The sequence below is a fragment of the Salmonella sp. 741265116_PST genome, assembly GCF_046567715.1.
Classification (GTDB): domain Bacteria; phylum Pseudomonadota; class Gammaproteobacteria; order Enterobacterales; family Enterobacteriaceae; genus Salmonella; species Salmonella enterica.
In genome coordinates this window covers 42,038-60,026 of sequence record NZ_JBKFPH010000013.1, presented here as the reverse complement: position 1 = coordinate 60,026, position 17,989 = coordinate 42,038, and the positions used below count along the sequence as shown (strand labels likewise).

The following is a 17,989-nucleotide window of genomic DNA, read 5'->3' as shown; positions in this document are numbered from 1 at the left end:
GACATCTTATGCAGACACTACACGCTTTACTCCGTGACATTCCTGCGCCGGACGCCGAGGCGATGGCGCGTGCGCAGCAACATATTGACGGCCTGCTCAAACCGCCGGGCAGCCTGGGCAGGCTGGAGGCCTTAGCCGTTCAGCTCGCAGGAATGCCGGGTCTTAACGGTATGCCGCAGGTAGGTGAAAAGGCGATGCTGGTGATGTGCGCCGACCATGGCGTCTGGGATGAAGGCGTAGCGGTTTCGCCCAAAATCGTGACGGCGATTCAGGCGGCGAATATGACGCGGGGAACAACCGGCGTATGCGTGCTTGCCGCTCAGGCCGGTGCGAAGGTGCATGTCATTGATGTCGGTATTGATGCTGAACCTATTCCTGGCGTAGTTAATATGCGCGTCGCGCGCGGCTGCGGAAATATTGCCGTTGGCCCAGCGATGAGTCGCTCGCAGGCTGAGGCGCTTTTGCTGGAGGTTTCCCGCTACACCTGCGACCTGGCGCAACACGGCGTGACCTTATTTGGCGTAGGGGAGCTGGGAATGGCGAACACCACGCCAGCCGCCGCGATGGTCAGCGTTTTTACAGGAAGTGATGCAAAAGAGGTGGTGGGGATTGGCGCGAATCTTCCGCCTTCCCGCATCGATAATAAAGTGGACGTCGTGCGGCGGGCGATTGCGATTAATCAGCCCAATCCGCGCGACGGCATTGATGTGTTGTCGAAGGTGGGTGGTTTTGATTTGGTCGGGATGACCGGCGTGATGCTTGGCGCGGCAAGGTGTGGCTTACCCGTATTGCTGGATGGCTTTCTTTCCTACTCGGCAGCGCTGGCGGCCTGTCAGATTGCGCCTGCGGTGAGACCTTATCTGATCCCGTCGCACTTTTCGGCGGAAAAGGGCACCCGCATCGCGCTCGCGCATTTGTCTATGGAACCCTATTTGCATATGGCGATGCGGTTAGGTGAAGGAAGCGGTGCGGCGCTGGCGATGCCGATCGTGGAAGCCGCGTGCGCCATGTTCCACAACATGGGGGAGTTGGCGGCCAGTAATATTGTCCTGCCGGAGGGGAACGCAAGCGCAACATACCCCTGAGGCACAACACCAGCCATGTGAGAAAAAAGCTATACTTAACGCACACCTGCCGCGACAGAGGAAGGGATATAATGCGTCGTACCACACCTTTTTTTCCGTTTTTCGTTTTGTTGGTAAGCCATTTCTCGCTGGCTATAAGCTATCCGTTGCCGCCCGAAGGCAGTCGTCTGATAGGACAGCCTGTCACAATCGCCGTACCGCAGAACAATACTCAGCCCTTAGAGTCATTTGCCGCCCGCTACGGTCAGGGGCTGAGTAATATGCTTGAAGCGAATCCCGGTGTGGATGTGTTTTTACCTCAGTCTGGTTCCACACTGGTGGTGCCGCAGCAGTTGATTCTGCCTGACACCGTTCGTGAAGGTATTGTGGTAAACGTCGCCGAGATGCGCCTTTATTATTATCCCGCAGGCACGAATACGGTTGAGGTGCTACCTATTGGTATTGGTCAGGCTGGCCGTGAAACGCCGCGCAACTGGGTAACTGCGGTTGAACGCAAACAAGATGGCCCGGTTTGGGTGCCAACGGCTAATACGCGTCGGGAATATGCTAAAGAGGGAAAAACGCTGCCCGCGATGGTGCCTGCGGGGCCGGATAACCCTATGGGGCTATACGCAATATATATCGGCAGGTTATATGCCATCCATGGCACTAACGCTAACTTTGGTATTGGCCTTCGCGTCAGTCAGGGCTGTATCCGTTTACGCAATGACGATATTAAATATTTATTCGACCATGTTCCTGTAGGAACCCGCGTTCAGATTATCGACAGGCCCGTTAAATTTTCGGTAGAGCCGGATGGCAGTCGTTGGCTGGAGGTACACGAACCGCTTTCTCGCAACCGTGCTGAATTTGAGTCAGACAAAAAGGTTCCATTGCCCGTTACGCCAGTACTGCGCACGTTTATCAAAGGGGATGGCGTTGATACTTCGCGGGTTAATGAGGTGCTGGAGCGCCGTTCCGGAATGCCGGTCAACATTAGCGCGGGCAGGTCTGGCCTTTAAATATCCTGCCACATTGCTGGTTTTCATGGGCTGGAGTATCTGTATTAGTAGTGAGTGTCATGGCAGGGGCTCCATTTTCTCAACGAACCGTGAGGCCCCCGATTAAGTCCCCAAAAACTATGGGTGTCAAAAAACCCGGCAAACCTTATCAGGTCAACCGGGTAAAGATAAGTTCTTGTTTTTTAAACGTCTCCGGACTCACCAGGATGTCCCGAAACTAAAATCTGGCTCCTCTGACTGGACTCGAACCAGTGACATACGGATTAACAGTCCGCCGTTCTACCGACTGAACTACAGAGGAATTGTGTGGGGTCGTATATTAGCGGCGGAAAAATTTTTGTCAAACCCCATTTAACCCCTTACAGATTCGATTGCGGGTTATCTCATCACTTTGTTGCATTTGCAGACATTTTTTCTGCAAAAAGCTTTGCAGCCTTACGATTTCTCGCTCATTATTGAAATGTGGTTTCAACTCTCTTCTTTAAGGTCCATTTTGAACGTCTCCACTGCCTTACGCCAGGTTGTTGTCCGTACGCCCTGGTATGCCAAACGCAAGAGTTACAAGGTGTTGTTCTGGCGTGAAATCACCCCACTTGCTATCCCCATTTTTCTGGAAAATACCTGTGTTTTGCTAATGGGCGTGCTCAGTACTTTTCTCGTCAGTTGGCTGGGCAAGGAAGCAATGGCGGGCGTGGGGCTTGCCGACAGTTTTAATATGGTAATTATGGCTTTTTTTGCGGCTATCGATCTTGGTACTACGGTGGTGGTCGCCTTTAGCCTGGGCAAGCGCGACAGGCGACGGGCAAGGGCGGCGGCGCGCCAGTCGCTGGTGATTATGACGCTATTTGCCGTTGTGTTGGCAGTGGTCATTCATTATTTCGGCAGTGAAATTATTAATATTGTCGCAGGCGAGGCGACGCCAGAAGTAAAGGGGCTGGCGTTAACGTACCTTGAACTGACGGTGCTGAGTTATCCGGCTGCGGCAATTGCGCTAATCGGTAGCGGTGCGCTGCGTGGGGCTGGTAATACGAAAATCCCGTTGATGATTAACGGCGGGATGAACATTCTCAATATTATCATCAGCAGCATCCTGATTTACGGGGCTTTCTCCTGGCAAGGGCTGGGTTTTGCCGGCGCGGGGCTGGGGTTAACCATTTCGCGCTACATCGGCGCGGTAGCGATTATTTGGGTGCTGATGATTGGTTTTAATCCGGCGCTGCGCATTCCGCTGAAAAGCTATCTGAAGCCGCTGAATTTCGGCATTATCTGGGAAGTGATGGGTATTGGTATTCCGGCGAGCATTGAGTCAGTGCTGTTCAACGGTGGCAAGCTACTGACACAAATGTTTGTCGCCGGAATGGGCACTAACGTTATTGCGGGTAACTTTATTGCCTTTTCCGTGGCGGCGCTTATCAACCTGCCGGGTAACGCCCTTGGTTCGGCGTCGACTATTATCACCGGTAAGCGTCTTGGTACCGGGCAAATTGGTCAGGCAGAGCGTCAACTGCGCCATGTATTCTGGATGTCAACTATCGTACTTACGGCAATTGCCTGGGGGACAGCGCCGTTCGCGGGTCTGTTTGCCTCATTTTATACCCAGGAGCAGGACGTAAAAGAGGTAGTGAAAGTTCTGCTCTGGCTTAATGCCGCCTTTATGCCAATTTGGGCGGCCGCGTGGGTGTTGCCGTCGGGTTTTAAAGGCGCGCGCGATGTGCGATTTGCGATGTGGGTATCAATGCTGGGGATGTGGGGCTGTCGCGTTGTGGCAGGGTATACGCTTGGTATTGTGCTGGGTATGGGGGTTGTAGGGGTTTGGCTGGGGATGTTTCTTGACTGGGCCGTGCGCGGCGCGCTGTTTTACTGGCGTCTGGTAAGCGGGCGCTGGCTGTGGAGATACCCGCGCGTAAAGAGGGAGTAAGCGCTTTTTGCTGTGAAAATCATCAGGAAACGGTGAATTTTAACCGAAGTGTGGAATAAAACAGCAAACGAACTTTTTTTGTGAAAACAGGCTTTGACAAGCCAGGGGCACCTCGTTAATATTCGCCCCGTTCAAACGATTCCTCTGTAGTTCAGTCGGTAGAACGGCGGACTGTTAATCCGTATGTCACTGGTTCGAGTCCAGTCAGAGGAGCCAAATTTTAGTTTCGGGACATCCTGGCGAGTCCGGAAACGTTTAAAAAACAAGAAATTATCTTTGCCCGGTTGACCTGAGAAGGTTTACCGGGTTTTTTGACATCCATAGTTTCTTGAGGGCTTAATCGGAGGCTTCACGGTTCGTTGGAAAAATGGAGCCCCCGCCGATGGCATTAACCGATACCGCTATCCGCAAGATCAAACCCGTATCAGTATGCTGACATATAGATGTGTTCGGTTCAAACGGAGCGATCACACAAGCTTGCCAGGTGATGCCCCTGGTGGGAATCGCGACTGTCTCTTTCATCTGATTTCAGATATTTCCCGTGATCTTGATCCGTTCTTTCCCAAAAGATTGATTTCTTTCATTCGAAACAAGGCTGTATAATAAGTAAACCAAAATAGCAGCTATAGAGTTTCTAATGGATACAGTAGAAGAACTAAATGGAACATACTTCTATGCAGGAAAATCCAATCTGACTGCTGCCGAACTTCTGTTTATGATTTTTTGTGAGAATACCGCAAGCCAGTTTGGGATTGGTGTTGCAGATTTCGGGGCCGTTGTTGCTCTGGTATCAGGTCGCAATAATCTCTGGACAAGGGCGAAACCCGCTGGAGCGACTAAAGGCACATCATACGCGTCCAGGACTGCACGTGCAGTGTTTAAAAAGTCAAAATTTCCCTTTGGAATATCCCTTCCGACATGGTTAGGCGGTTACACCCCGTGGACAGCCAGACGTGTTATGGTTCGTAACATTGCGCCGTTTGTTGGACGTTCCATTCCTTTGATCGGGGAAATTATCCTTGCCGCAGATGTGTCACAAATAACATATCGCACTATACGCGACTACAATACCATTGCTCGGGGCAATGATAAGTTATGGTAGACAATATTGAACAGCAAGTTTACGAGCTTGTACGGCCTTATGCTGGCACATATCTGTTCAACATTAAGCAAGTGGAATTAACACCAGAGATTGACCTTGATACTGATCTGAGCATTGATGAACTTGAAGCCGAAGATCTCATGAATAAGTTCTTCGAGAAACTCAATGTCGAGCGAGGTAACTTCAGAATAGAAACCTATTTTCCTAATCACCCTTTTTCATGGCATCCGTTCAAGAAAACGGAGCCTGTACCCGTCCCAGATTTCACTATCAGCATGCTGATCGAGTCAGCAAAAGCCGGGAAATGGTTATATGACTAATTGTAATGAACTTAACAAATGGCTGTACCAGTACCCTTCTTTTTGAGCGATGATGGTGGCCTAAGATAGTTCTCTTTTCTTTTTAAAGGGTTCATGTTTACTGCTGCCGGCCTTACGCTAACCCCTTTAGTTTCTTCCTTTGCTGTCATACTATCGAATGACGTGCCTCACCTGTGAACGCTAAGGAGAATAATATGGAAAATAAAGGCACAAACCTGACGCCCGAGCAGGCGCTGGATCGCCTGGAGGAGCTGTACGAGCAGTCGGTTAACGCGCTCCGTGAAGCCATCGCTGACTATGTTGATAACGGTACGCTGCCCGATCCCCACGCCAGGCTTAACGGACTGTTTGTTTATCCTTCGCTGTCTGTAAGCTGGGATGGCGCGACACCGAATCCGCCTAAAACACGCGCTTTTGGACGCTTTACTCATCCCGGTTGTTATACCACTACCGTTACGCGGCCTGCGCTATTTCGCGCTTATCTTCTGGAACAGCTTAACCTCGTTTACCATGATTATGGCGCGCATATTACGGTGGAGGCCTCGCACCATGAGATCCCGTATCCTTACGTGATCGACGGCTCAGCTCTGACGCTGGATCGTTCTATGAGCGCCGGGCTAACGCGCCATTTTCCTACCACAGAACTGGCGCAGATTGGCGATGAGACAGCTGACGGCCTGTTCCACCCCGGCGAATTCTATCCGTTATCGCACTTCGACGCGCGTCGTGTTGACTTCTCGTTGGCCCGGTTACGGCACTATACCGGTACGCCGGTTGAACATTTTCAGCCCTTCGTTTTGTTTACCAACTACACCCGCTATGTCGATGAGTTTGTGCGCTGGGGATGCAGCCAAATTCTTGATCCTGACAGTCCCTATGTCGCGCTTTCCTGTGCCGGCGGAGTTTGGATCACGGCAGAAACGGAAGCGCCGGAAGAGGCTATTTCCGATCTGGCCTGGAAGAAGCATCAGATGCCCGCCTGGCACCTGGTAACGGCAGATGGGCAGGGGATTACGCTGGTAAATATCGGTGTCGGCCCTTCAAATGCTAAAACGATTTGCGACCATTTGGCCGTGTTGCGGCCTGACGTCTGGCTTATGATTGGGCACTGTGGAGGGTTACGAGAAAGTCAGGCGATTGGTGATTATGTGCTGGCCCATGCCTACTTACGCGATGATCATGTGCTGGATGCTGTTCTGCCGCCTGATATTCCTATTCCAAGCATTGCGGAAGTACAGCGTGCGCTGTACGACGCTACCAAAGCGGTTAGCGGAATGCCCGGCGAAGAGGTGAAACAGCGACTGCGCACGGGAACGGTCGTCACCACGGATGACCGTAACTGGGAGCTTCGTTATTCCGCATCGGCGTTGCGATTCAATCTTAGCCGCGCGGTTGCGATTGATATGGAGAGCGCGACGATTGCAGCCCAGGGCTATCGCTTTCGTGTGCCTTACGGCACGTTGCTTTGTGTTTCTGACAAACCTTTACACGGTGAAATTAAACTGCCCGGGCAGGCAAACCGGTTTTATGAGGGGGCTATTTCAGAACATTTGCAAATTGGTATTCGTGCTATTGATTTGCTACGCGCAGAAGGTGATCGTTTGCACTCACGTAAATTACGCACGTTTAATGAGCCACCGTTTCGCTAACGAAATGAGCTGTCGCCTGCTGTTGGACAGGAGCGGAAGAGGCGTATTTATATGATATGGAAAGTGGCTGAGTGAAGCCTTAGCGGGAGGCGATTCTGCATCCCGCTAAGGCCTTATTGTGCCGCGAGCTCCATCACCATCACCGGATACCTGTCGCTGATAATCGCGTCTACGCCAGGAAACGCGCCGGAAGGCGAAAACATTGCGTCGCACTTCGCGCTCCTTGAGCGCCTGACCCACAAGCCCGGATTGACAAGCGAATACAGACCGTGAGAAGCGGTCAGTTTAAAGGGGTGTCAGAAGGCTTGATACTGTGGATTTTCGCGTCGGACAGGGATATAGGGTGGTCACGCCATTATCGAACTGAAATGACCCCAAATCAGACCACCAATTTCGCCGGATACGCAGGAAAAACCAGACACACATCGGGAAAGATTTTCACGCTAACTTATTGAAATCTAAGGTAATAAGAATTTATAAGTAAGCCTGAAAACAGGAATTTGGCTCCTCTGACTGGATACTGATATTGATTTATCATATTGAATTTATGAAGATTTTATTTTTAAAATTGGAGTGAAGCCCTCAATAAGGCGCCAAACGCAATAACTATTCTGAAATGTGATATTTGTCATGTTTTAGATTACTCTTTGGCCGTAAGTGGGCATAACAGACAGCTTTGTGTCAAAGTGGACATCGGTTATGTAATTACCTGAGTGCCAAAGCCAAAATATCAGTACGATAACCAACTCAATACGAAATTTGTGAGTTGGTTTGTAATGGTTCGGTTAAATTTCACTGTGTTCTTTTGGCTTAATTACAAATAAGGCAATCAAGACACTAATTGATGCAGCAAGCAGAACCATATTATTTACTGCATCATAAGCGAAAATATATGAGAACGGGCTATCAAATTAACATTACTTACTTGTTACTAACTCACTGTAAGTTAATTTAGTTAAGTACTTAACATAGCCTACTGCGTTTTCTTTAATCACTTCTCTGGAAGGATTATATTCTGCACCATAAAAGGCAAAGTGTGGAACATATTCAGCACCAACATATTTAATCGTAATTTCAAATGGGCGAAGTACTTCTTGCATGGTAAATTTATAACGGCCATTCGCCATATAGTCTGCAAGTTCAATACCGGCAGTTACAGCCAAAGCTATTTTTTTATTCTTCAGCTTATCGCCTGTAGAGCCGTATGCCCATCCATAAAGAAACACTTCATCCAGCCATTGTTTCAACATGGGAGGGCAGTTGAACCAGTAAACTGGGAACTGCAAAACCAGCGACTCATGTTGCTCAACCAGTCTTTGCTCAGTCTCGATATTGATCCTGCCGTCAGGGTATGCTTTATAAAGCTCATGGACAGTAAACTGATCAGGATACTTTTTTAACTCATTTATCCAACACTGATTAACAACTGAATTTTCAATATTTGGATGAGCGACAACTATAAGCGTTTTTTTCATCATTTCCTCATTCAGGACTGACTTGCGATTGGGTTACTCAGGAGTATATGATTGGCCCTGTCGTTTGTGAAGTACGCAAATTTAGGTTATATACTTACCAAAAGGAGAGTGTAAATGGTGACTGAGACATGCTCACAGACTGGTATCAACCTGGAGGAAACCGATTTTGGTTATACGCTTTCCTTAATTAGCGGGAAATATAAAATGATAGTTATGTACTGGTTAAATGAAAATAAACCAGTCATGCGATACAACGAGCTTAAACGCCGCATCGGTACGATTTCTTTCAAAACTCTGAGTAATACTCTGAAAGAACTCGAACAAGATGGAATAATCAATAGGGTGGAGTATCCTCAAATACCGCCCAAAGTTGAATACAGTCTTTCAAAACGAGGGGAATCATTAATGCCAATTCTGGATTTAATGTGTGATTGGGGTGGGAAAAACCGCAACTAATAATTTAGTGGTGTGGATACAGATGATGAACAACTCTGAGTAATTCTCAACTGTTCATAGCAGACTTCGGCGATCGGTGTAATGATTGGCATCGCTCAGTCCGGCTGGTGACTGGTGATGCTTAGCGATTGATCAGATCGCACAATCCGGGCTGAGTTCCCTCAAAGCGATCTGCTATTCCACACTATTTAGGAACACGTTATCGTAGCTTAGCTGATAGCCTGCATATCATGATAGATAAATGCAGATATTTTCTGAATCACTTCAAAGTGTAAGCCTTAGGGGGCGAATGGCTATATCCCGTTCTTAGCCGACTGTCAGAACTGGCTATACACCTGCGCCACATACCGCCCACGCCCGTCACCATGCCCCAAATCCATCGCTACCATCGCCAGCGCCTCTTTCCTGCTAAGCCCCTGCGCCAGATAGTAACGAAGGCTAGCTTCTAGCCTCTTCTCTTTGCCATCAACGTACTTCATGTACCAGAGTTTTGAGCCGTTGGGTTTGAGCAGCAGGTTGGGTCCTAAACTGTCGGTGATCTTGAAGGATTTCTCGGTGAATTTGATCTTGCGGATAGCGGTATCGGTTAATGCCATAGGAGGGGGCTCCATTTACTCAACGAACCGTGAGGCCCCGATTAAGCCCCAAAAACTATGGATGTCAAAAAACCCGGCAAACCTTATCAGATCAACCGGGTAAAGATAACTTCTTGTTTTTTAAATGTCTCCGGACTCGCCAGGATGTCCCGAAACTAAAATCTGGCTCCTCTGACTGGACTCGAACCAGTGACATACGGATTAACAGTCCGCCGTTCTACCGACTGAACTACAGAGGAATCGTGTGAACGGGGCGCATAGTAACGATGTGCGATCGGCTTGTCAAAGGGGGAAATAAGGTTGCGCGTTTGTTTGCTGACAAAAACAACAAAGCGTTGAAGTTTTGATCTAATCCATACTTTGCTCCGGCATGGCGCAACTTTGTCTGTAATTACACAAGTCAAATTTTCCTGAAGGATTTTTTCATCAGCCTGTTTTTTTGCGTTCGGGTCAATCCCCTGAGCCAGCTACCTTTTAGCCTCGTCACGGCATTATCTGGCATCGGCAAGCGATACAGCAGGGTAAACCCCAATGGAAAACACCTCCTGATTGCCATAATAGCGGTAGCCCAACTGCCAGTATTTCGAACCGATAGAGGCCAAACCCGTCAGTGAGCTTGACAGCCTTTTCCGCTGGTCTGGCATTTTTTACTTTAGTATCAGTAAGTGACATGACGGTTCCCTCCGCGTGCTGGTAAAACGCAAATCGAACCAGCTTTACCAGCATTTTTACCAGCAAAAGGGTATGGCTTCGAGTGGTTTTTAGTGAACGAGAGTGAACCTGAAGAAGGGAATAACCAGTTGATATAAATGCAGAAAGCAGACGTCAGTGAACGTCTGCTTTCCTTAAATTGGCTCCTCTGACTGGACTCGAACCAGTGACATACGGATTAACAGTCCGCCGTTCTACCGACTGAACTACAGAGGAATTGTTTCAACGAGGCGCATAATACTGGGCCAGCTATAACGTGTCAACAGTAAAATTAACGCGCCAATTCAATTGGTTAATTAACCCACAAAGTGAGGAATTAATGTTCGGATTCCTCGCCGTAGTCGCCTTCAGCAGCGTTTACCCGTAAGCGCTGAGAAGGATCCTGGCGATAGAACTGGCAAAAACGCTGCCATAGCGCCGGGAAACGTGGAGCAAACAGTTCTGGCGCGCTGAAAAAATACTCTGACAACACGGCAAAACATTCTGCAGGGTCGGTGGCGGCATAGGCATCTATACTGGCAGCGCTTTCGCCAACAAGATCGATTTCATCCTGAATATTATTCATTGCCGCGTGGAGATCGTGTTCCCAGCCAGCCACATCGCGCAACGGGATGAAAGGGATGCCGCTGGCGCGATCGCCATTACGCATATCCAGTTTGTGCGCGACTTCATGAATAATGAGGTTGAAACCCGAAGCATCGAACGAGTCCTGGATATCCAGCCAGTTCAGAATGATGGGCCCTTGTTGCCAGCTTTGCCCCGACTGTACGACACGCTGGCTGTGCACCAGACCTATGTCATCTTCCCATTCATCATCTACCACAAAGGGCGCGGGATAAATGAGCACTTCATGAAAACCATCAAGCCACTCAATACCGAGCTCCAGGATCGGTAAGCAAAAAATTAACGCAATACGCGCACTTTTTAACGAGTCGAGCTCAAATCCCTGTAGCGCTACCAGTCTTTTCTGCTGCAAAAAACGTTCGGCTAGCGCAATAAGCCGAGCCTGTTCTTGCGCGGTGAGGTTTACCAGAAGAGGTATAGCCAGCGCATCATTCCACGGCCAGTCTTCGTTCTGGGTTATTTCTTGTGCTTTCCAGGGCCACTTAATCATCGTTTTGCTCGTAAACTCGTCACTTGAACAAAATTACCCGAATAGGGTCTGTTAAAATGCCAAATTACCTGGCATCATTGCAATATACGGAGAGATGCCGGAGCGGCTGAACGGACCGGTCTCGAAAACCGGAGTAGGGGCAACTCTACCGGGGGTTCAAATCCCCCTCTCTCCGCCACAATTCAAACACTTAGCTCATCTTCTTTCAGCGATCAGTCTCACACTTAGAATACACTTAGAATATTCTGTTAGAATAGTACGTGAAAAACGTATCGCCATCTTATGCTTTTTCTGCCAGAAGAGGGGGCCAGTGATGGTGTGATTTTTACTTTTCGATTATAAGTCAACTCCTGGTTTTCAGCCCCGGTCTTTCGCTGTACCCCATCGGGATTCACAGTGATGTCACTCGCGGCGACTTAACGCCGTCGTCCTCGGTAATCATCGCACCCGGCCTGTTGCCCGAAATGTTCCCCTGTAGACATGGTCGCCAGGCAAAAGATTACTTGCTGTCAGGGAAACGCGCTGGCGCGTGGCGATAACTTACGCTGCGGGACTGTCGACGCTGTACAGAAATCTGGCCTCCAGACTGGCTTAAATATGCGCACATGACAATACAACCGGAAAATTTACAAAACCCATAATTTGAACTGAGAGAGAAACTTACAAACGAAGCGACGAAGATTTAAACAGCCGTAGCGACTCCGGTATCTTGCGCGCATGTTTAAATAATACTACTGTATATAAAAACAGTATTAGAGGTATGAATTATGGAATTTTTCAGACCTATAGAGTTGCGCGAAATTATTCCTCTCCCATTTTTCAGTTACTTAGTACCGTGTGGATTCCCCAGCCCCGCGGCGGACTACATTGAGCAGCGTATCGATCTTAATGAGTTGCTCGTTTCTCATCCCAGCTCAACATATTTTGTCAAAGCCACGGGTGATTCAATGATTGAAGCAGGCATCAGCGACGGCGACCTGCTGGTGGTGGATAGCTCACGGAACGCTGACCACGGTGACATTGTCATTGCGGCAATTGAAGGAGAGTTCACCGTAAAGCGGTTGCAGTTGCGTCCGACAGTGCAGTTAATCCCCATGAACGGTGCCTATCGACCCATACCTGTCGGCAGTGAAGACACGCTCGACATATTCGGGGTGGTGACCTTTATCATTAAAGCGGTCAGTTGATTATGTTCGCGCTCTGCGATGTTAATAGCTTTTACGCCTCCTGCGAAACGGTCTTTCGTCCTGATTTATGTGGCCGACCGGTGGTGGTGTTATCAAACAATGATGGCTGCGTTATCGCGTGTAGCGCCGAGGCGAAACAGCTCGGTATCGCACCAGGTGAGCCATACTTCAAACAGAAAGAACGCTTCCGGCGATCCGGTGTTGTTTGCTTCAGCAGTAATTACGAGCTTTACGCTGATATGTCGAACCGGGTAATGACCACACTCGAGGAGATGGTGCCGCGAGTAGAAATTTACAGCATTGATGAGGCTTTTTGTGATCTGACGGGGGTACGAAACTGCCGGGATCTGACAGATTTCGGGCGCGAGATAAGAGCGACGGTCCTGAAGCGCACGCACCTGACTGTCGGTGTAGGCATTGCCCAGACGAAAACCCTTGCCAAGCTGGCTAACCATGCTGCGAAAAAGTGGCAGCGCCAGACCGGCGGGGTGGTTGACCTGTCGAACATCGATCGCCAGCGTCGGCTGCTGGCCCTGATACCCGTAGAGGATGTCTGGGGTGTCGGCAGGCGCATCAGTAAGAAGCTCAATGCCCTGGGCATCAAGACTGCTCTCGATCTCTCTGAACAAAGTACCTGGATCATCAGGAAACACTTCAATGTCGTGCTGGAGCGTACCGTGAGAGAGCTTCGCGGAGAGCCATGTCTGGAGCTTGAAGAGTTTGCGCCGGCAAAGCAGGAAATCGTTTGTAGCCGCTCTTTCGGCGAGCGGGTCACAGACTATGAGGAAATGCGCCAGGCTGTTTACAGCTACGCTGCGCGCGCGGCAGAAAAACTCCGCGGCGAGCATCAGTACTGCCGTTTCATCTCAACATTTGTCAAAACATCGCCCTTTGCCCTGAACGAGCCCTACTACGGTAACAGCGCCGCGGTGACGCTTCTCACCCCCACGCAGGATTCACGCGACATTATCAATGCGGCTGTGAAGTGCCTGGATAAAATATGGCGCGACGGCCATCGCTACCAGAAAGCGGGGGTGATGCTGGGTGACTTCTTCAGTCAGGGTGTAGCGCAACTCAACCTTTTCGACGATAACGCGCCGCGCGCCGGTAGTGAGAAGCTGATGGAAGTACTGGACCATCTTAACGCAAAAGACGGGAAGGGGACGCTGTACTTCGCCGGGCAGGGGATGTCGCAACAGTGGGCTATGAAGCGAGAAATGCTTTCGCCTCGGTACACCACAAGATACTCTGATCTACTGCGTGTTAAGTAACTTGTGCGATCAATGCCTGAGATGGTTGCCAAATCGTCCCCATTCTTTTGGTCGCACAAGATCACAGGAACCTCTCACGATGAGGCGCATGTATCCTGGTTTACGACATCAGGAAATGTGGCGCGTTTATTGCTCGTTTATTGCTATGTAAGCGTTGTGAGACGTAACTTATTTACGCCAGGTTTCAGCCGTAGCGACGAGCATAGATAAAAAAGAGTATGGCAATCAGCGTGATAATGCTAAAAAACAATTAATATTTTTTTAACAAAACTAAAGCTTGCTATGTTCAGTTAACCATGCGTTAATGGTTGTGCGGTTTGATACAAACTTATCTGAAGTAGTGATTGTAATATTTCTCATCATTTGTTCCTCTTGAGATCTCCTTTAGGTTTTTTTCTCTCTGATAATTTTCTTCAGGCCATTTTGCCCAAGGGCTCATTCAAAAGGTAACAATATTATGACGACGAAAATCACTGGTTTAGTAAAATGGTTTAACCCTGAAAAGGGCTTTGGTTTCATTACGCCTAAAGATGGCAGCAAAGATGTGTTTGTGCATTTTTCCGCCATTCAAAGTAATGAATTCCGCACTCTGAATGAAAATCAGGAAGTGGAGTTTTCAGTAGAGCAGGGACCAAAAGGTCCATCAGCGGTTAACGTTGTGGCGCTTTAAGGCAACTGATATTACTAATAAAATTCACTTCCGGTGTCCATGTTGCCATGGTTCACAATACAGAACATCGACATTCGATGTTACTGAGCAAAACCCATTTGGCGCGAAATGTATTTTTTGTAAGTCAACTATGATCACTTTTGATAATGTTGGATTATATATTCGCTCAGGGCAGGTTCCGCCAGATTTTAGAAAATAATTCATATTAGCTCCGTACAGGAGCTTTTTTTATGCCCGGATGATTATCATCTATAGACGCTGACATCCATCATCTATAGTGGCATTTTCTTTTCCTCAAAAGTGTTATTTCTCTTGCAGACAGCGCCTGAAAAGAGCGACGTTGTCCTCATCTATCCGATGAAGCCAGGTCACCTGTCTTTGCGCCGTTATCCGTTATTTAATTCTTGCCCTATAATAACAAGCCCGCGCTAAGCACGGGCTTGAATAACATAAAGCGTCTTAGAACTGGTAGACCAGACCAACACCTACGATATCATCGGTTGCAATACCGTTGTTTGCGTAGAAGTCATCATCTTCGTCCAGCAGGTTGATTTTATAATCAACGTAGGTGGACATATTTTTGTTGAAGTAGTAAGTCATACCGACGTCAACATATTTAACCAGATCTTTGTCGGTGTAACGCCAGTTGCCACGATGGACTTCCTGACCGCCTAAATCTTTGCCCTTAGACTGCAAGTAGGCGATGGACGGACGCAGACCGAAATCGAACTGATACTGCGCAACCACTTCAAAGCTCTGGGTTTTGTTAGCGATACCGCCATTACCTTCGCCATTGCCGCCGCCATAATAGGTCATGTTGCGGGTTTCAGCGTACATCGCCGCCAGGTAAACATTGTAGGCGTCATATTTGGCACCTACGGTCCAGGCTTCAGCGGTTTCACCACCAGCATAGTTGTTGCGCTCATTCATGCCGTCGCCATAACCACGAGCAACCTGATTGTCCGTACGGTCAGAGGAAGAGTAGGCCGCACCCAGGCTTAACCCGAAGTCAAAGTCGTAGGAGGCAGACATACCGAAACCGTCGCCGTTTTCACGGGCCAGTTTGCGGCTGCCGCCGTTACCTGTACCTTCACCAGCACCGCCGTTTTCATTATTACCCTGGTACTGCAACGCGAAGTTCAGGCCGTCCACCAGACCGAAGAAGTCGGTATTACGGTAGGTGGCAACGCCGTTGGTTCTGCCCAGCATATAGACATCTGTCTGGGTGTAAGAGTCGCCGCCGAATTCCGGCAGCACATCGGTCCAGGCTTCAACGTCGTAGATAACGCCATAGTTACGGCCATAATCGAAAGAGCCGTACTCGCCGAATTTCAGACCGGCAAAGCCCAGACGAGTCCAGGAGTTTGCACCTTCGCCTTCGGTGGTGTTTACCTTAATGTTGTATTCCCACTGACCATAGCCGGTCAGCATATCGTTGATTTGCGTTTCGCCTTTAAAGCCAATACGGGCGTAGGACTGGTCGCCATCGTCGCCTGCATTGTCAGAGAAGTAACGCAGACCATCAACTTTGCCGTACAGGTCGAGTTTGTTGCCATTTTTATTATAAATTTCAGCCGCATTTGCTGCGCCTGCCACTAATAACGCCGGGACAAGCAGTGCCAGAACTTTTCTGTTCATTATGTATTCCCTTGTGATAATAATTTATATGAATATGTAACTACTTCAACAAAACTACGGTTTGATACTATTCTATTAAGTTCACGAGATTTAAAAAATAACATGTAACAAAGGTATTTAAAATATTTCAATTTGTTTCTATTTGGTTTTTTATAATACTGATTATATAAGTAACCAAGAATGTATATTCTATAATTATCATTTTTTATCAGTAAGTTATGTATTTTTACTTGATAATTATTGATGTGAATATAATTTGCTTTTTATATGTGTTTGATGTTTCGATTATGAAAAAGCATAAAAAAAACCGGCATAAATGCCGGTAATGTGGGTAATGATAAAATAAATGATAAAAGGCTAATAACCGAATCATTCTGACATTTAATGCTAATAAAATAAAACGCTATCGCGGTGGGCAAAAATAAGTTGTTCTGGTTATAGGTTATTCCATATCAGAATGCGATTCAATCACCATCCCCTTATTTAACAGCAGGTTCAGCGCCAGGCGTAACATTATCTGAGAATAAACTATTTGTGAAATGAATAACCAGAACAGGTGGATAAGGTATTTTATGGTCGAAATGTGACTAATGTCACATTATAATGTAATTAATGTCATATGACTTACATCACAAAAGCGGAGTAAAGTTTGAGTACCAGGGAGGACAACGCCACCCGTAGCATGGGCGGCAAATTAGCGTTATGGGTTTTTTATACCTTTTGCGGCTACTTCATCTGGGCGATGGCGCGTTGCGTGTGGCTGATGTCCGCCATACAAACCGAGCCGGTTCTCAGCCCAATCAGCACTCCTGGCAGCGCAACGGAAAAATGGCTTAACGCGCTTTCGCTGGGCGTCGTCTGGCTTATTCTGGGGAGTATTGCCTGGTATACCCGGCCTCGCAAAAACAGGGCTTATCCCGCCGACACTCAGCCAGAAACGCGCAAGCACGCAGGGATGTAAAGTGGTGGCGGATATGTCAGGATAGCGAACCCTGTGCTCAGGCATGTAATAAAAATGGTCTGCTATAAAGAGAGGGCGTATGGACTCAGGATACTGGCAATCGCAGTTTGAAGACTGGCTACGTCACCACCACCAGGAACAGGATGCCGCGCATGACATCTTCCATTTTCGTCGTGTTTGGGCAACCGCGCAAACGCTGGGGAAAAACAGTCCTGTCGACTGGCTGGTGGTGCTATCGGCATGTTATTTCCATGACATTGTCAGCCTGGCGAAAAATCATCCGCAGCGGCATCGTTCTTCCATTCTGGCGGCGGCAGAAACCCGGCGTATTTTTCTGCGGGATTTTCCTGACTTTCCGGCAGAAAAACTGGCGGGCATTTGCCATGCTATCGAAGCGCATAGCTTCAGCGCAAAAATTGCGCCTACCACGCCAGAGGCAAAAATCGTACAGGATGCAGACAGGCTGGAGGCGTTGGGCGCCATTGGTCTGGCGCGGGTCTTCGCGGTCTCCGGCGCGCTGGGCGTCGCGCTGTTTGATGCCGACGATCCCTTTGCCGACAGACGGCCTCTTAACGATAAGCAATTCGCGCTCGACCATTTTCAAACCAAACTGCTGAAACTGCCGCTGACGATGCAGACCGAACGGGGCAAGTCCCTGGCGCAGCGTAATGCGGATTTTCTGGTGTCGTACATGGCGAAACTGAGCGCTGAGCTGAAAGGCGACTATGAAACACGGGATGAGGCGGTCATCCAGATGTTTGCTACGCATCAGTAACCCCTGCCGCTAAAACGTAAACCGCGTCATTTTATGTTAGTCTGTCGGCAATTATTTTTG

General features: G+C 48.6%; 17 protein-coding genes, 5 tRNA genes and 2 pseudogenes. 15 read left to right on the top strand and 9 right to left on the bottom strand.

Annotated elements, in window-relative coordinates; translation table 11 throughout:
• Positions 1 to 8: 8 nt before the first annotated feature.
• Entirely contained in the window at positions 9 to 1,085 is a 1,077-nt protein-coding gene (gene cobT / locus ACLD11_RS11320) for a nicotinate-nucleotide--dimethylbenzimidazole phosphoribosyltransferase (protein WP_411014916.1), read from the top strand.
• Between the two features lie 71 nt (positions 1,086 to 1,156).
• A complete protein-coding gene (ldtA, locus tag ACLD11_RS11315; protein ID WP_411014915.1) occupies positions 1,157 to 2,086 on the top strand; it encodes a L,D-transpeptidase in 930 nt (309 codons plus the stop codon).
• A gap of 225 nt (positions 2,087 to 2,311) precedes the next feature.
• Here the strand turns inward: ldtA and ACLD11_RS11310 are convergent.
• Positions 2,312 to 2,387, bottom strand: a tRNA-Asn gene (locus tag ACLD11_RS11310).
• Positions 2,388 to 2,546: 159 nt separating this feature from the next.
• Between ACLD11_RS11310 and ACLD11_RS11305 the strand changes: the two genes are divergently transcribed.
• The 4 genes from ACLD11_RS11305 to ACLD11_RS11290 all read left to right on the top strand — a co-directional run bounded on the left by ACLD11_RS11305 (position 2,547) and on the right by ACLD11_RS11290 (position 5,426).
• Complete coding sequence (locus ACLD11_RS11305) at positions 2,547 to 4,004, top strand: EmmdR/YeeO family multidrug/toxin efflux MATE transporter (protein WP_001542574.1); 1,458 nt, start codon at positions 2,547 to 2,549, stop codon at positions 4,002 to 4,004.
• A 140-nt stretch (positions 4,005 to 4,144) separates the two neighbouring features.
• Positions 4,145 to 4,220 (top strand) — tRNA-Asn (locus tag ACLD11_RS11300).
• Between the two features lie 421 nt (positions 4,221 to 4,641).
• Positions 4,642 to 5,106 (top strand): STM2901 family protein, encoded by a 465-nt coding sequence (locus tag ACLD11_RS11295; RefSeq protein ID WP_001537992.1) that lies wholly within the window; start codon positions 4,642 to 4,644, stop codon positions 5,104 to 5,106.
• Complete coding sequence (locus tag ACLD11_RS11290; protein WP_000228159.1) at positions 5,100 to 5,426, top strand: DUF1493 family protein; 327 nt, start codon at positions 5,100 to 5,102, stop codon at positions 5,424 to 5,426. Before ACLD11_RS11295 ends, ACLD11_RS11290 begins: the two co-directional genes overlap by 7 nt.
• Here the strand turns inward: ACLD11_RS11290 and ACLD11_RS11285 are convergent.
• Positions 5,415 to 5,575 (bottom strand): annotated as a pseudogene (locus tag ACLD11_RS11285) (cytoplasmic protein). The gene ACLD11_RS11290 and the pseudogene ACLD11_RS11285 overlap by 12 nt on opposite strands.
• A 45-nt stretch (positions 5,576 to 5,620) precedes the next feature.
• On the opposite strand from ACLD11_RS11285, the gene ACLD11_RS11280 reads away from it, so the two are divergent.
• A complete protein-coding gene (locus ACLD11_RS11280) occupies positions 5,621 to 7,075 on the top strand; it encodes an AMP nucleosidase (protein WP_076935361.1) in 1,455 nt (484 codons plus the stop codon).
• 917 nt (positions 7,076 to 7,992) lie between these two features.
• On the opposite strand, the gene ACLD11_RS11275 is transcribed toward ACLD11_RS11280, so the two are convergent.
• A complete protein-coding gene (locus tag ACLD11_RS11275) occupies positions 7,993 to 8,550 on the bottom strand; it encodes an NAD(P)H-dependent oxidoreductase (protein ID WP_023201872.1) in 558 nt (185 codons plus the stop codon).
• Between the two features lie 114 nt (positions 8,551 to 8,664).
• Here ACLD11_RS11275 and ACLD11_RS11270 point away from each other — a divergent pair, with 114 nt between their 5' ends.
• Complete coding sequence (locus tag ACLD11_RS11270; RefSeq protein ID WP_023137514.1) at positions 8,665 to 9,006, top strand: winged helix-turn-helix transcriptional regulator; 342 nt, start codon at positions 8,665 to 8,667, stop codon at positions 9,004 to 9,006.
• A 317-nt stretch (positions 9,007 to 9,323) separates the two neighbouring features.
• Here ACLD11_RS11270 and ACLD11_RS11265 read toward each other — a convergent pair whose 3' ends face one another.
• The 5 genes and pseudogenes from ACLD11_RS11265 to mtfA form a co-directional block, all read right to left on the bottom strand.
• The gene (locus ACLD11_RS11265; RefSeq protein WP_411014914.1) at positions 9,324 to 9,602 is read right to left on the bottom strand and encodes an Arm DNA-binding domain-containing protein; all 279 of its coding nucleotides are present in this window, start codon (positions 9,600 to 9,602) and stop codon (positions 9,324 to 9,326) included.
• Positions 9,603 to 9,765: 163 nt separating this feature from the next.
• Positions 9,766 to 9,841 (bottom strand) — tRNA-Asn (locus ACLD11_RS11260).
• Between the two features lie 168 nt (positions 9,842 to 10,009).
• A pseudogene (locus tag ACLD11_RS11255) lies at positions 10,010 to 10,274 on the bottom strand (Arm DNA-binding domain-containing protein); the annotation flags it as partial.
• A gap of 179 nt (positions 10,275 to 10,453) precedes the next feature.
• Positions 10,454 to 10,529: transfer RNA gene (locus ACLD11_RS11250), tRNA-Asn, on the bottom strand.
• Between the two features lie 100 nt (positions 10,530 to 10,629).
• On the bottom strand, positions 10,630 to 11,427 hold the full coding sequence (gene mtfA, locus ACLD11_RS11245) for a DgsA anti-repressor MtfA (RefSeq protein WP_000598926.1): 798 nt from the start codon (positions 11,425 to 11,427) through the stop codon (positions 10,630 to 10,632).
• Between the two features lie 88 nt (positions 11,428 to 11,515).
• Here mtfA and ACLD11_RS11240 point away from each other — a divergent pair.
• The 5 genes from ACLD11_RS11240 to ACLD11_RS11220 all read left to right on the top strand — a co-directional run bounded on the left by ACLD11_RS11240 (position 11,516) and on the right by ACLD11_RS11220 (position 14,754).
• Positions 11,516 to 11,605: transfer RNA gene (locus ACLD11_RS11240), tRNA-Ser, on the top strand.
• A 589-nt stretch (positions 11,606 to 12,194) separates the two neighbouring features.
• Positions 12,195 to 12,614, top strand: coding sequence for a translesion error-prone DNA polymerase V autoproteolytic subunit (locus ACLD11_RS11235; RefSeq protein WP_023200548.1), 420 nt, complete (start codon positions 12,195 to 12,197; stop codon positions 12,612 to 12,614).
• Positions 12,615 to 12,616: 2 nt separating this feature from the next.
• Complete coding sequence (locus ACLD11_RS11230) at positions 12,617 to 13,885, top strand: Y-family DNA polymerase (protein ID WP_411014913.1); 1,269 nt, start codon at positions 12,617 to 12,619, stop codon at positions 13,883 to 13,885.
• Positions 13,886 to 14,342: 457 nt separating this feature from the next.
• Positions 14,343 to 14,555, top strand: coding sequence for a cold shock domain-containing protein (locus ACLD11_RS11225; protein WP_000208509.1), 213 nt, complete (start codon positions 14,343 to 14,345; stop codon positions 14,553 to 14,555).
• Positions 14,556 to 14,565: 10 nt separating this feature from the next.
• Entirely contained in the window at positions 14,566 to 14,754 is a 189-nt protein-coding gene (locus ACLD11_RS11220) for a hypothetical protein (RefSeq protein ID WP_024131109.1), read from the top strand.
• Positions 14,755 to 15,014: 260 nt separating this feature from the next.
• On the opposite strand, the gene ompS1 is transcribed toward ACLD11_RS11220, so the two are convergent.
• Positions 15,015 to 16,193 (bottom strand): porin OmpS1, encoded by a 1,179-nt coding sequence (gene ompS1, locus ACLD11_RS11215; protein WP_411014912.1) that lies wholly within the window; start codon positions 16,191 to 16,193, stop codon positions 15,015 to 15,017.
• A 649-nt stretch (positions 16,194 to 16,842) separates the two neighbouring features.
• Between ompS1 and drpB the strand changes: the two genes are divergently transcribed.
• The gene (drpB, locus tag ACLD11_RS11210) at positions 16,843 to 17,154 is read left to right on the top strand and encodes a cell division protein DrpB (RefSeq protein WP_350389490.1); all 312 of its coding nucleotides are present in this window, start codon (positions 16,843 to 16,845) and stop codon (positions 17,152 to 17,154) included.
• A gap of 79 nt (positions 17,155 to 17,233) precedes the next feature.
• Positions 17,234 to 17,929, top strand: coding sequence for a phosphohydrolase (locus ACLD11_RS11205; RefSeq protein ID WP_411014911.1), 696 nt, complete (start codon positions 17,234 to 17,236; stop codon positions 17,927 to 17,929).
• The last annotated feature ends 60 nt before the right edge of the window (positions 17,930 to 17,989 follow it).